Below are 12,637 nucleotides of genomic sequence, written 5' to 3'. Positions count from 1 at the left end.
TTATTTCAGCCCTCCAAACCGCTGCAGCACGCCGGAGGCAGCGCCTTGATCCGTTATGCTTCCGCCCGCTCCGCGGAACTTCGAACCGTAATAGCGCATCAGATCAATCGTGCGGATGAATTCAACAGGGTCCACCACAGCGGACTGGGCAGCAGCGTAGACGTAGCCGTCTCGGTTCATCAATCGGGTCACCGGCGTCATCGAGGTGCTCTGTACCAGCTTCGTCTCCACCGTGCGCAGCAGCAGCTTGTTGTCATAATTCATCTCTCCCCGAACACCGTCAGGAAGAACAGAGTTTCCTTTAGCCAGCTTTCTTGAGGGAAGTCCTCCACCCTGCCCATCCGATGAGGGCAAGGAAATGTGTCCTCCGCTCTCTCCCTTGCTCCAGCCAAATAACGAGGTAAGCAATGCGTCATCCGTCAGCCGCCAGTAGAGGGAGTCATGAAGCCCTTCACTCACCGCTCCATTCGAAGCTTCCCTATGGCTGTTATTCCATATAAAAGCGACGCGCTCCGAGGCGGCATTCGACACCTGCACTAGCATCGATTGTTGGTATATATACAAGCACAGGAACAACAGCAGCACGACGACAACGAACACAAGCGGGAGTACAAGGGAAGCTTCAATCGTGAAGCTCCCTTCCTCCTTCAACAACTTGCTTCTCTTAATCCTTAATGAATTCATTGGTTCTTTGGTTCACATTCGCAAACAATCGCTGTACAAGTTGGAACAATTGATCCTTAAAGAAATAAGCGATGACCAGAATAACGACGATGATCAAGATCATCTCAAGCGTGCCGATCCCTCTATCGTCCTTCCAAAAGCGCTTTAATCCTCTTCCAAGCCCTGATACTATCATGTGTATACACCGATCCCTTCTATATATTCATCATCATAAATGCCGGCGCTCCGAGGAGAACAATGACGATCATAAAAATGACAACCATCGGAAACACCAGCTTGGAGGAGGCCTGCTCTCCCCTCGTTCTGCTGATCGCTTTGCGCTTCTCCCACAGCACGCGGGACAGATCTCTTAATGCAAGCACGAAGTCATTTCCTCCGCGCCGGAAATTAAGCAGCATCGTTGTCGTAAAGATCGAAACCTCCTGCACCCCGCAGCGCTTGTTGAACTGCTCGAACGCTTGCTGAAATGAAACGCCGCCTTCCCATTCCTGGACCAGCTGCCTCAGCTCGCGATACAGCGGATGATCTTGTTGACTGCTCTTCTCCGTACAGTGGATTAGCGCCCTCTGGACCGTTTCACCCGCACCTACGAGCAGCACCAGCTTGTTCAGAACCTCCGGAAGCTCCATTACGATGTCCTGCTCACGCTGAACGACTTTTTTGTGAAGATCCTGAACCATGAGCACCGGCAGCAGAATCCCCAATCCCAAACCGGATAACAGCCCCATAGCCTCACCAGAGATCAGTGTGAACAGACATCCGCCTAGCAGAGCGAGCCAGCCATAAGCCAGCGACTCGGCCATGAACAGCAATGTCATCTCCGGACTTTGACGCAATCCGTAAATTTTCTGCACGGAGCCTTGAATGCGGAAGAACAGAATGGGAAAACGCGTCGCAATGTTGAACCGGTCAAACAGATACAGCATCGGCGGACTCATCTTCCGCAGCTTCAATCCTTCCATATGCACCTTGCCAAAGCTTCGATATTTCTTGCCGCCGATCAAGTTCAGCACCACCCAACCACCCGCCAGCAGAACCATCACAGCAGCAGAGACCCCAAGCAGCATGCCTGTATCACCTCCTTAAACCTGGATATCCATCATTTTCGTAATCCACCAGAAGCAGCCGCCAAGCCCGGCTAAAGCCAAGGTGGAAATCATCATCCCGGCCCCGCTGCGCATAGGCTCCATGTAATCGGGTGCGGTCAAATTCATAAAGAGCACAAGCAAGAACGGAGCCACGAGCAGCGCCTTGGATTCAAATCTTTTCTGCGAGACCATCACCGATATTTCCTGCTGGATATCAAGCTTCTCTCCGATTACACTGGAGGTTCTCCGAACGACCTCAACCAGGTCTCCCCCGGTCCGCTTGCACGTTGTAAACACATCTGCGAAATTGGTGATGTCGTCCATAGCTGCTCTCGTGGCAAAATCCCGCAAAGCAACCTCAATGGGCTCCCCGTATTCCAGTCGGGAGACGATGAGCCTCAGCTCAAAGATCATATCGCTGCGGCCCCCAGGGTCCAGCAGCAACAAGTCCTGCACCGCGTCTCGGAACGCATTCTCCACCGACTTGCCCGCGGAGAGCGACGAAGATATCGAATATAGCGCCTGCTTGAAGTGAAGATTTAATGTTCTTCGTCTCCGCTCCAGCAAATGCCGCCTCCAAAATTTCGGAAAGAATACACAACCGGCCACCAGCACCGTCGCCATTACAACATGGCTGTAAAACAGGTAGCCGATCCAGAATAACAGCACCGCACCTGCCAGCAAACTGCCGACCCGCTGACTCGGGGACAAATGGTATGTACGGTAGTCAGGAAATCTTCCGCTGCCCTGAGATTGACTTCGAGCAGCCCCCTTATGCTGTGCTTCGCCTATATCTGATCGGCGCTTCGGTCGTCGCTTCAATTCAGCTTGTTGCTTCCATTCGGTCTTCATCAGCAGCCTCCTCTGACTTTTTCTGCAGCGGCCAAAGCTTGATGCCGGCCATAGCCAGCTTGTCATCGCGCCGGAGAAAGCTGCCGCATGATTCGAGCTCCCCCAGCACGCGTCCCCCTGCTTCTCCGCTCTCCCGAAAACGGTAAAGCGGGTTCAGCTTGACCTCGCCGCCGTTCATACCTATCACCTCACTGATCTCGGTGACGCGGCGCGAACGATCCCTAAGCCGGGATAAGTGGACAAAAATATCGATCGCCGAACTGATCTGCTGGCGAACCACCTCAACCGGGAGATCAGCCCCGCTAAGCACCATGGACTCCAGCCGGCTGATCATATCCCTTGTGCTGTTCGCATGGCCGGTGGACAGACTTCCATCATGTCCGGTGTTCATCGCCTGCAGCATATCGATCGCTTCGCTTCCGCGAACCTCCCCCACAACGATGCGATTGGGCCGCATCCGCAGCGAGGACCGAATCAGATCGCGGATCGATATTTCGCCCCGTCCTTCGGTATTCGCGTTCCGTGTCTCCAGAGATACAAGATTCGGAACGGTCACAATCTTCAGCTCCGCCGAGTCCTCGATCGTAATGACCCGTTCATCGGGCGGAATGTACTGGGACAATGCGTTCAGAAAGGTTGTCTTCCCCGAGCCTGTGCCACCGCCGATAAAAATGTTGTATTTGCCAACTACCAAAAGTCTTAGCAGCTCAGCAGCTTCCGCGGTGATGGCTCCCTTATCCACCAGGTCCTCCATCGTCATCGGCGACTCCGGGAATTTCCGGATCGTCATGGTCGGGCCTTTTAACGCTATGGGCGGTAGCACAATATTGACCCTGGAGCCATCCTTCAGCCTGGCATCCACGATCGGCGAGGATTCATTCACCACCCGGTTGACGGTGCCAACGATGCTCTGAATAATATCCTCCAGCCGGCTCTGTGACTCAAATTGCATCGGCAGCTTCATGACTTCACCGCCCCGCTCGATAAAGATCTCCTCATGACTGTTAATCATAATCTCGGTAATGCCCGGATCGTCCACTAGCGGCTGCAGAACATCCAGCCCCCGGAACGAGTCAAACACCCGGCGAACCAGCCTTCTCTTCTCGGATGCGGTCAGATGCCCAAGCTCCCGGCTTCTCCACACCACATCCTCAATATGCCGAATCAGCTCCTCATTGCTGATGGCTGAGGTCATATCCAGCTCTGAACGAACCCGCTCACGGACGGCTGCAAATTTCTCTTCAACCATAAGCCCGGTCCCCGTCGGCATGGAATGACACCAGCCCCGGCTTCTCCAGCAGCGCTCTGCACAGCTTCAGAATTTCCCGCTGGAAAATCGGCGAGCAGAGCAGCAGATCTTCCTGATGCACTTGCTTCCATGAAGGGATGTAGGGCAAAGCACCATCCAGGCCCGATGCTTGCCGAGGAAGCGGATTGGCAAGCTGTCCCGTAAACCGGTTCATCACATATCGGCTCTTGCCCATCGCATTCCTGAACAGCTCCGGATGCCGGCTCTCCAGGTAATTGAGCCACACCCCGCTCTTGTACATGCTGACTAGGTCATCCAGCAGCACCCACATCAGCAGATCCGCCCCCTCCAGCACCCCAAGCGTGCGTTCCTCAATACAGCCTCCCGTATCGGCAATGATGAGATCGTATTCGTCGCTAGCTGCCAGCAGCTTCAGCAGTAAACCTGTATCCGCCTCAGTGATCTCCATCAGCTCCTGCACCTGCTGACTCGGAGCAAAAGTGTCACATTTCATCCCGGGATGCTTCACAATAAATGGCCCAAGCTCCACATCCGGCATCTCCGGGCGCTGGGCGCCTGCCTGGCGTTTAGCGATGTTCTCCTCCTGCCAGGCCTTCACGTTGTACAGCAGTCTGGAAAAGCGCTGCTCGCCTTCCGGCGTCCCGGATGAAAACAAAGCGCCGGTGTTCGCCGTCTCCAGATTGAGATAGAAAACGCGAAGCCCCAGTACGCCAAGCTGCTTGGCCATATTCATCGCAATCGTAGATTTCCCGCATCCGCCTAGCGGCGATGCGATCCCGAGCACGGGTGTCGTTCCGCTATGGCGCTTCGGTTCGCTGACCGCTCCGTTAAGCGGGCCCTTGCAGTAGGCAAGCACCGCCTCCATCAGCTGCGGAAGCGGCTGGTACTTGGCAATGGCCGCTCCTCGGCCAGGCTCACCGCCTCGGGCACTCGGAAGAGCGCCCCCGTCCTCGCTCAGCAGCAGCCAGGCGATGTGCCGAGCATCCCCGCCTGCCGCTTCAAGCCAGGCCTGCAGCATGTCACGATCTCCGACCACGAGCCCGGGCTTATGCTCTGTCATATATTGAAGGAATGCATCCATACGGGTAAATGCCGTCACGTGCAGCATATTTCCGAAGGAGCTGCCCTGAACATAGTCCAGCAGCGGCTCCACATACCGGGAATCCTGGACGGCCAGCACCATTCTCACCGGCATTTTTGCAACCACCTTTCTCATGCCAACGCAAAAAAGCACCGTCAATACCGCTTATCGCGGTTATTGAACGGTGCTTCCGTTGTCTTGTTATAATTTGACATTAGAATAACATAGCATCTGTCAAACGGCAACATTTATTTTTCAGAGATTACTGATCTTCCTATTGCCAAAACAAGGATATATATCCTACTATATAGGCTCAGCAGCAATTCTCTTTATGTAGCACGTTGTACATAGAATCTGCTGAAACTATATAGGATCTGCTGCAACCGGAACCTCCCAGAGACTCCGAATACGAATCATGTGGATTTCATCAAGTCAGGAGAGTGACATCAAGTGAAACGCTATGTTATGTTCGTTCTATTGGCCTTCGTGTTCTTGACAGGCTGCGGCCAGCCGCTGGCGGCTCCGCCACACACGAGTGAAACGGCCATCCCGGAAGCCGGCCCTGCCGGAAATGAATCTTCAACAACGGGTTACCCTACAGACGACCTCAATCTGCCTCGTGTGCCTGTCGAGCTCGTAAGGGCCATCGACGGTGACACGATCAGTGTCATGTATGAAGGCAAGAAAGAAAATGTTCGTCTTCTGCTGATCGATACGCCGGAGACGAGTCACCCCCGCCTCGGTGTGCAGCCATTCGGGCCGGAGGCCAAGCAATTCACGAAAGAGCTTGTAGAGCAGGCCGAATTGCTGGAGCTGGAGTTCGATATCGGCCCGAATCGGGACAAATACTCCCGGCTTCTCGCTTATGTGTACGCTGATGGAGTCATGGTGCAGGAAGCGCTGCTGGAACAGGGACTGGCCCGGGTCGCGTATATTTATCCGCCCAACGTCCGTTATGTTGACAAATTCGACGATCTGCAGCGAATCAGCCGTGAGCAGGGCCTTGGCATTTGGAGTATAGAGAACTACGCCCAGGAGGACGGCTTCTATCCAGAAGAAGCGGAGGGCACTGAACCTTCTAAGTCAGAAGATTACGACATCCTGACCGAGGCGCCGGAGCCTTCAGCCGGGCATGCGGATGTTCCGGCCAACGGCTGCCATATTAAGGGGAACATCAATTCCAAAGGGGAGAAGATCTATCATACACCCGAGTCCCGGTATTATGAACAGACCAAGCCGGAGCAATGGTTCTGTACAGAACAAGAAGCGGAGGAAGCCGGTTTCCGCGCTCCTCTACGTTAACAACAGGGACATCTAGGAGAGAAAGCGCCGCCGAATGTCCGGCGTTGGAATGAGACATTCCTCGGACTTTCCGAACCAGCGATAGCGATTCCGGGCCACCATCCGATACAGCTGATTTCTCAGCGGTCTCGGAACGGTCACTGCGATGTAGAGCAACGGCCAAGGGAAGCGCAGGCGCCGGACAATTCGCAGCGCAGCTGTGGAACGGGTATAGTAGGTTCCATCTTCAATCAGCACCATCGTCTCGCTCATATCCTCCGGCAAGCCTCCTTGTCTGAGCAGTTCCTGCCCCGCCTCGGACTGAAGCGAGGCGAAATGAAAATAACCATCAGGATCTCGCTGTATGATGAATCTGGTGAGCCCCTGGCATAAATGACAGACCCCATCGATAAGCACGATCGCGTGCGGAGATTGCGGGTCTTTATGGTTATGGGCCATATGGAATTCCCCCGTTCTGTTCGTTATATCGTCCGTATATAAAGAGAAAACGCAGGGAAGCCTCCCCACGCTTGTTCAAATCGCCTATTCTCGATTATTATTCGGCAACCTTGCTCAGCCATTCCTGTTCCTTCAGCTGACGATCGAAATCATCTTGGAATTTCTCCATACATTTGCAGATAAAATCCTTGTGGCACACCGGGCATGGCACTTTTCCCAGTCTCGTCAGTGCGGTCATCTCCCAATCCGGAAATCGGTTATAGAACACCCGGCATTGTGTTCCGTCAGCCAAGCTGACGATGAATTCGTAAAGACCTTCCTTGTCATTGCTTCCGGCTTTGGTCACATTCGCAATCTTCGGTCTGTATGACATGTCATCACCCGTCTATTTTAAATTGTTATTGACTGTTTGTACCTTCTAGTACTTAGTCATATTAAAGAATTTTGCACCATATGTCAACCTGACCCCGGATACGCTGCCCAAGGGCTTCCATTGACGCAAAAATGCCCGAAATACCGGCTCAACAAGCGGTATTTCGGGCACTTGTAAAGTACAGGAACATTGCAAATTACAGGACGTTCAGCTCCACGTCTATGTTGCCTCTTGTCGCCTTTGAGTAAGGGCAGAAGTCATGAGCCTTGCTGGCAAGATCCTCCGCCTGGGAACGTTCCACGCCAGGCAGTTTCACATTCAGCTTGACTGCAAGCTTGAAACCTCCGTCCGATTCATCCTTGCCGATCATAACATCGGCTGTAACCTCGGTTTCGGTCAACTTTACCTTCTCCTTGCGGGCGATGTTCTGAAGAGCACTTTCATAGCAAGCGCTGTAGCCTGCTGCGAACAGCTGCTCAGGATTGGTTCCGGCTCCTCCGGGACCTCCAAGCTCCTTTGGCATTTTCAGATCATGTTTAAGTACGCCATCCGATGAAGAGACGGATCCTTCGCGCCCGCCGCGCGCGGTGGCCGAGGCAGTATACAAAGCGTTCATGTTTACTCACTGCTCCTTTCAAGTTAGGGTACACTTTCTACTTTACACTTCCCATTAATTTTGAAACGTAATCATGAGATTCAGATTTTCTAGAAAGAATCTATGGATGCGTTACCGGAAGCAGCTTCCCGTCTGGAATAGCTCCAAACCCAATTCTTGCAACTGTTTCGCATCGAATTCATGAGTCATATCGTCAACTTACGAAGTAATGCTGTATAGCCTCCATCTTCAGATCTTCAGCGTATACTTTTAACTTTAATAGCAATGAAAAATGCACCCTCTTCATCGGTTAAACCCCGGGGGGGGTTCCGATGTCTCTTCTAAGGGGTGCACTTCAGAGTGACTTTGGGATTTTTTATTTTATGAGCTGAAGCTTCAACTTTTCATATTCCTCTTGTGTAATTACGCCTTGCTTAACAAGCTCCGATAACTTCAATAGTTCATCGGCAAGTGACATTTTCAGTCCATGAACATCTTGTACAATAACATGGTGATTACTCGCCTGATTGGCTGCATCATTGGCTTCATCTTCATTGGATCCAACTTTATTTACATTTTTAATTAAATAGCTCAAAATATTGTGCCAATGCAGCACATCATCATATACCTTTTTATATTCCAAGCTAGATTTGGGAACCGCCTGATCAAAAGAACCAAACGTAATTCTATAAAATGATTTTTGAGAATCATTAACTACAATCTGCAATTGTACTTGTCCCACTTGGGTGGATGAAGCTGTAGCTGCACTTAAACCGCCGATCACCGCACCAACCCCGCCAGCAATCAATCCGCCAAGCAGCGCTCCACCGAGCTGGTCGGATCTTGATGTCCTTGTAACTGTAGCTCCATCCTCAATGATTTCCGATTGAAGAATATCATCATAATTGAATATTTTAGATGTGTAGTTGATTCTCGAAAGGGCCTGCGATAATTCCAGTCCTTTATTATCATATGTATTGTAAATGATAGCAATCTTCTTATTGTCTTCATCAATCGCAATCATGGAGGATAAATCAGCGGAGACAGCCTCTTGACTGGCATAAAAAAACTCTCTTTTCAATTTATTGAAGGCCAGATCTAGTTCACTTTTAATGGATTTGCTCATCTGATAATTCTGCCTGATGATCTTTTCTTCTTTGTCCCTCTCCCGCTTTTTTTCCAAATAATATGAGGAGAAACTAGATATCATGATGCCAAAAATTCCAAACCATATCACAACACTATTATCATTTTTTGCGCCTACGGAAATAATAAAAAACATTACAATAATGCCTAAACAACCTATTCCAACCCACATTAAAGTTTCCTCCTGACCGTTGTACAGAGACAAGTCTAAGCTGTATACAACTCTGCTTATTGAATAATATCGGCAGAGTTATTTCCTTTATATAAAAAAGAAAACATTAAATTAGTAAGTAGAGATCGACTGTAGAACATCGTTTACAAAATAAAGATATTTATCTCCTCCATATGAACGCTCGTATACCCAAAATTCCGTAGTTCCCCACGAATACGTGTTCTTCATATTCTGGTCGTACCATCCCCAGGATAAATACACCATATCGGATGTCATGCCTGTGCTGATGGTATGCTCTTCGATCTGTCTCCAGTGCTTTTGTGAAAACTTGTATTGCTGATATGGATTTGACGTGTAAAATACATACTTGAAATCTGATTTAACCATAGGTGCTTTATAGGTTTTTCCCTTGTAAACAAAATAAGCATCGATCAAGTCCCCGATATTTCGTTCGACTTTCGTTAGTTTCACTTGAGCTAAATTTTTAATATTGACATAGTTGCCGGATAAGTCGGAGATTAGCGTATGCGCTGTATGGACCCATACTGTTTTTCCATAATAACCTATGTATGCTTCATAGAGATCGTTTACCGGGACGGTGAGTTTGGTCGTGTCGGTGATGAGGGTAACTGCATCTATGTAAGATGAAGAAGGGTGGCCAATTTGACTTTTATCCACTGTTATCTTTGCAGCAAACAGATCTTGAGCCATTTTCAGAGGCAGCATCAATTTGCCATCGATAATCTGTGGGGCCACGGCGTATGATCTTTTTGCATCATTGATCTGCACGGACTTGGAATCCAGCTTTGCCTGCATCGTTGTTTTTTGGTATTTGAGTGTAATATTTTTCGTTTTGCTATCGAATTGCACACTTCCGCCCATATTTTTAACGACCTGCACGGCTGGAAGCATCGTATTATTTTTGATAATGACACCTTTATCGTCTATCGTTTTAACGACGGGCTTTCCGTTCGGTGGCGGGGTTAGATTGATGGATTTATCCTTCCATGGTTCCATGTTCGAACTGCCTTGTTCATAATACTCGAACGAGATGGATGAATCCGCAGCGTCATTGCTCGTTGCGCCAACGGCGTACACTTTGTTGTTATAGATGACGACAATATAGCATACTTGAACCCCTAAATAATCTCCCCAATTATTCTGCGCAACGGTGTTCATCACACTCTTTTTCCCGTCCACGGACAAGCCTTTAAACAATTCAAAGTCGGCTTCTTTAAACGTAATACGTATTGCCCCTTCGCTTTCATCCAAACCTGATGAGCCGGCAACAGAATATTGACGGAACGTTTTAACGGAAGCATTCAGGATCAGTCTCCCTACGGTCGGGCCTTCCTCCGATTCGGAAGCCTGGGTGGTCACAGGAAGCGTGCTGCTAATCAGCAGTATAACTACTAGAAAGGCCAATATTCTCTTCAAATCCATATTCCTCCAATAATTTTTAAGTTTATATTAACACTAATCCTCATATAGGTATATAGAATCATAAATCATGAACTGCATAGTCCATTCAGCGCATGGATTCTGCAACATCGTCAGTTTCTGCAACAAAAAAACCACGCTTCAAGTTCAGGAACAATCCTAAACGAAGCGTGGTTTTCTCATTTCCAATGCGGTAGAGAGGACTCGAACCTCCACGGGCGTACGCCCACTACCCCCTCAAGATAGCGTGTCTGCCATTCCACCACTACCGCATAATAAAAAGGGAACGTCTCAGCAGAACATTCCCTATTATATACCTCTGTAAAGCAAATGTAAAGCGCCAATCCTTACCTTATTATAAGGGCTCACCGATTGATGTCTTTGTTCCTTCCCTTATCCTTGCGATATGCGGAAAATTCCAAATACTCGCGGATGAATTCCCGCTCTTGCTCGCCCAGCTCGGAGAGCTCGGCTGGATCAATCATGATCTCCTGTTCCGCGCCATGCTCCATGCCGTAGCCTTCGCGTGTTTCCTTGATTTCCGGGAATGGGCTCCCCCTGCCGATGATTAACCAATCCAGACTCACCGAGAAGAATGCTGCGATTTCGATCAACTTGTTTGTGCTTGGCGTTGTTTTGCCCCTTTTCCAATCACCAAAATTTCCCGTGCTGATGCCGAGCGCTTCGCAAAAAGCCTTCTTGGTCATACCTCGGTCTTCAATTAGATGTTCGATTCGTTGGTAGATAGACTGCATGAAACAACCGCCTTCCCATACTCTTCAGCATAAAATAACTTATTTAAGTTATTTCCTCTTGCACAATTACTTATATAAGTGTATAATAGTTTCTATATTGCCTAAATTATACCATAGATCGCAGCACTTTTTCCTCAATGTATGAATCCAGTTAGAGGAGCGAGTAATTTGCCAAATACCGTAACATCTTGGAGTCATGCCGTTCACTCCTTGAACAAGGGGCTGATCATCCTGCGCGCGGACGGAACGATCGACAACATCAATGATCCGTTGATGAAATGGCCCGCCAAGTTCGGAATGTCGCCGAAGCACCTGCAGCCAGGGATTTCGTTTTTTGATGTCAGCCCGCCCGAGTTTGATTCGTCTTTTGCCCTTTTTTATAGGGAGTTTTTTCTCCCCGCTATTCGTGAGGTGCTGCTTGGGCATAAGGAGGCGTTCTCCGTTGAATATGAGCTGGAAGGGGAGGACGGCCCCGCCTGGGTGTTGTGCGAGGTTCAACCGATCGCCAGCACTGGGAACAAGCTTGTGCTTGGAGCCGTACTGTCTTATTCGGACATTACGAAATATAAGCATACAGAGCTTCAGCTTGCTCACTTGCTTTCCTACAGCGCTGCTCTGCCGGAGCATGTCCCGATCTGTGCCGTATGCAAGCATGTGCATACCGAAGACGTATGGGAGCCCGTGGAAAGCTATCTGGAAATCCGGCTTCCGATCAAGTTCACCCATGATATATGTCCTGGTTGCATCCGGCGCTTGTATCCACAATATTCATCCGCGTTTGATGACGCCGAATTGCCGGATAATGAGGAGCCTTGACGTCATCTAACAGACAGATCGCGTTTCTGACATACAAAATAAGCAGCCCGAACCCTGCTCTGTGGCAGAATTCGCGGCTGCTTTTTATTTTGGACAGAAATGAGATGAGGCATACTGATTAGGTTTACGGGGTTTCCGGCGCTGCCGTAACGATCCGAAGCAGCGGGCTGAACAGTGAGGGCAGCACAGATACGTGCCCCTCCCCTTCAATTTCCCGGTATGTGGTCTTCAAGAGGTGATAATGCGGTTTCAAGCAAGCGTACAGTTCTCTGGCATCCGTCACCATGGACGGCTTCTCTTCTCTGCCAACATAAAGATGCAGCTCCCGGAGCGGTTGCATCTCCTGGAGGCGTGCGCTTCCATTCTCCCAGTGGGTATACAGCGCATGATGCTTCCACCATATCGATGGGCTCGCGGCAACATACCGCTGGAAAGCCTCGGGCCTGGTGAACAGCGTGTACAAGGCAAAATATCCGCCCAGAGAATGACCGAAAAGCGACTGCCTGCTGCGGTCGATCGGATAGTGTTCCTCGATCCTCGGCTTCAGCTGCGTCTCAATAAACTCCAGAAAATGCGCTACCCCGCCGGTCTCCGGCCATTCCATTCCTCCGGGTCTTGCCGGCAG

Annotated in this window: 15 protein-coding genes and 1 tRNA gene; 2 read left to right on the top strand and 14 right to left on the bottom strand. The window is 50.0% G+C overall.

The window, feature by feature from the left end:
- Genes CHH75_RS19390 through CHH75_RS19365 form a run of 6 tightly spaced genes read right to left on the bottom strand, consistent with a single transcriptional unit; the run spans position 1 to position 5,089 of the window.
- Entirely contained in the window at positions 1-651 is a 651-nt protein-coding gene (locus tag CHH75_RS19390; RefSeq protein WP_255223079.1) for a TadE/TadG family type IV pilus assembly protein, read from the bottom strand.
- A 13-nt stretch (positions 652-664) separates the two neighbouring features.
- Positions 665-859 (bottom strand): Flp1 family type IVb pilin, encoded by a 195-nt coding sequence (locus tag CHH75_RS19385; protein WP_095264845.1) that lies wholly within the window; start codon positions 857-859, stop codon positions 665-667.
- 19 nt (positions 860-878) lie between these two features.
- On the bottom strand, positions 879-1,751 hold the full coding sequence (locus CHH75_RS19380; protein ID WP_095264844.1) for a type II secretion system F family protein: 873 nt from the start codon (positions 1,749-1,751) through the stop codon (positions 879-881).
- 15 nt (positions 1,752-1,766) lie between these two features.
- Complete coding sequence (locus CHH75_RS19375; RefSeq protein ID WP_095398956.1) at positions 1,767-2,624, bottom strand: type II secretion system F family protein; 858 nt, start codon at positions 2,622-2,624, stop codon at positions 1,767-1,769.
- Positions 2,596-3,873 carry a TadA family conjugal transfer-associated ATPase gene (locus CHH75_RS19370; RefSeq protein WP_095398955.1) on the bottom strand — a complete coding sequence of 426 codons (1,278 nt, stop codon included), beginning with the start codon at positions 3,871-3,873 and terminating at the stop codon, positions 2,596-2,598. The genes CHH75_RS19375 and CHH75_RS19370 overlap by 29 nt, the downstream gene beginning before the upstream one ends.
- A complete protein-coding gene (locus tag CHH75_RS19365; protein ID WP_095398954.1) occupies positions 3,866-5,089 on the bottom strand; it encodes a P-loop NTPase family protein in 1,224 nt (407 codons plus the stop codon). The genes CHH75_RS19370 and CHH75_RS19365 overlap by 8 nt, the downstream gene beginning before the upstream one ends.
- A 351-nt stretch (positions 5,090-5,440) precedes the next feature.
- On the opposite strand from CHH75_RS19365, the gene CHH75_RS19360 reads away from it, so the two are divergent.
- A complete protein-coding gene (locus CHH75_RS19360; RefSeq protein ID WP_095399000.1) occupies positions 5,441-6,277 on the top strand; it encodes a thermonuclease family protein in 837 nt (278 codons plus the stop codon).
- A 12-nt stretch (positions 6,278-6,289) separates the two neighbouring features.
- Here the strand turns inward: CHH75_RS19360 and CHH75_RS19355 are convergent, their stop codons facing one another.
- From CHH75_RS19355 to CHH75_RS19325, 7 genes are all read right to left on the bottom strand, one after another.
- Positions 6,290-6,715 carry a thiol-disulfide oxidoreductase DCC family protein gene (locus CHH75_RS19355; RefSeq protein ID WP_095398953.1) on the bottom strand — a complete coding sequence of 142 codons (426 nt, stop codon included), beginning with the start codon at positions 6,713-6,715 and terminating at the stop codon, positions 6,290-6,292.
- A gap of 97 nt (positions 6,716-6,812) precedes the next feature.
- Complete coding sequence (locus CHH75_RS19350; protein ID WP_095264839.1) at positions 6,813-7,088, bottom strand: hypothetical protein; 276 nt, start codon at positions 7,086-7,088, stop codon at positions 6,813-6,815.
- Positions 7,089-7,284: 196 nt separating this feature from the next.
- The gene (locus CHH75_RS19345; protein ID WP_095398952.1) at positions 7,285-7,704 is read right to left on the bottom strand and encodes an organic hydroperoxide resistance protein; all 420 of its coding nucleotides are present in this window, start codon (positions 7,702-7,704) and stop codon (positions 7,285-7,287) included.
- A 355-nt stretch (positions 7,705-8,059) separates the two neighbouring features.
- Positions 8,060-9,001 carry an SHOCT domain-containing protein gene (locus tag CHH75_RS19340; RefSeq protein WP_095398951.1) on the bottom strand — a complete coding sequence of 314 codons (942 nt, stop codon included), beginning with the start codon at positions 8,999-9,001 and terminating at the stop codon, positions 8,060-8,062.
- Positions 9,002-9,112: 111 nt separating this feature from the next.
- Positions 9,113-10,438 carry a copper amine oxidase N-terminal domain-containing protein gene (locus CHH75_RS19335; protein WP_176475620.1) on the bottom strand — a complete coding sequence of 442 codons (1,326 nt, stop codon included), beginning with the start codon at positions 10,436-10,438 and terminating at the stop codon, positions 9,113-9,115.
- Positions 10,439-10,630: 192 nt separating this feature from the next.
- Positions 10,631-10,713 (bottom strand) — tRNA-Leu (locus CHH75_RS19330).
- Between the two features lie 93 nt (positions 10,714-10,806).
- On the bottom strand, positions 10,807-11,196 hold the full coding sequence (locus CHH75_RS19325; protein WP_095264835.1) for a helix-turn-helix domain-containing protein: 390 nt from the start codon (positions 11,194-11,196) through the stop codon (positions 10,807-10,809).
- A gap of 168 nt (positions 11,197-11,364) precedes the next feature.
- Here CHH75_RS19325 and CHH75_RS19320 point away from each other — a divergent pair, with 168 nt between their 5' ends.
- On the top strand, positions 11,365-12,012 hold the full coding sequence (locus CHH75_RS19320) for a PAS domain-containing protein (RefSeq protein WP_230875821.1): 648 nt from the start codon (positions 11,365-11,367) through the stop codon (positions 12,010-12,012).
- 124 nt (positions 12,013-12,136) lie between these two features.
- Here the strand turns inward: CHH75_RS19320 and CHH75_RS19315 are convergent.
- Positions 12,137-12,637: alpha/beta hydrolase (locus CHH75_RS19315; protein WP_141235867.1), on the bottom strand; the 501-nt coding region annotated here is incomplete at its 5' end.

The organism is Paenibacillus sp. 7541, assembly GCF_002276395.1.
GTDB classification, from domain to species: domain Bacteria; phylum Bacillota; class Bacilli; order Paenibacillales; family Paenibacillaceae; genus Paenibacillus_AQ; species Paenibacillus_AQ campinasensis.
The sequence above is the reverse complement of the archived record's forward strand: the minus strand, read 5'-3'. Positions and strand labels throughout refer to the sequence as shown.

Coding starts and splice junctions, on each gene's coding strand:
- CHH75_RS19385 (WP_095264845.1), bottom strand. CDS start 859: ATGATAGTATCAGGGCTTGGAAGAGGATTAAAGCGCTTTTGGAAGGAC.
- CHH75_RS19380 (WP_095264844.1), bottom strand. CDS start 1,751: ATGCTGCTTGGGGTCTCTGCTGCTGTGATGGTTCTGCTGGCGGGTGGT.
- CHH75_RS19375 (WP_095398956.1), bottom strand. CDS start 2,624: ATGAAGACCGAATGGAAGCAACAAGCTGAATTGAAGCGACGACCGAAG.
- CHH75_RS19370 (WP_095398955.1), bottom strand. CDS start 3,873: ATGGTTGAAGAGAAATTTGCAGCCGTCCGTGAGCGGGTTCGTTCAGAG.
- CHH75_RS19365 (WP_095398954.1), bottom strand. CDS start 5,089: ATGCCGGTGAGAATGGTGCTGGCCGTCCAGGATTCCCGGTATGTGGAG.
- CHH75_RS19360 (WP_095399000.1), top strand. CDS start 5,441: ATGTTCGTTCTATTGGCCTTCGTGTTCTTGACAGGCTGCGGCCAGCCG.
- CHH75_RS19355 (WP_095398953.1), bottom strand. CDS start 6,715: ATGGCCCATAACCATAAAGACCCGCAATCTCCGCACGCGATCGTGCTT.
- CHH75_RS19350 (WP_095264839.1), bottom strand. CDS start 7,088: ATGTCATACAGACCGAAGATTGCGAATGTGACCAAAGCCGGAAGCAAT.
- CHH75_RS19345 (WP_095398952.1), bottom strand. CDS start 7,704: ATGAACGCTTTGTATACTGCCTCGGCCACCGCGCGCGGCGGGCGCGAA.
- CHH75_RS19340 (WP_095398951.1), bottom strand. CDS start 9,001: ATGTGGGTTGGAATAGGTTGTTTAGGCATTATTGTAATGTTTTTTATT.
- CHH75_RS19325 (WP_095264835.1), bottom strand. CDS start 11,196: ATGCAGTCTATCTACCAACGAATCGAACATCTAATTGAAGACCGAGGT.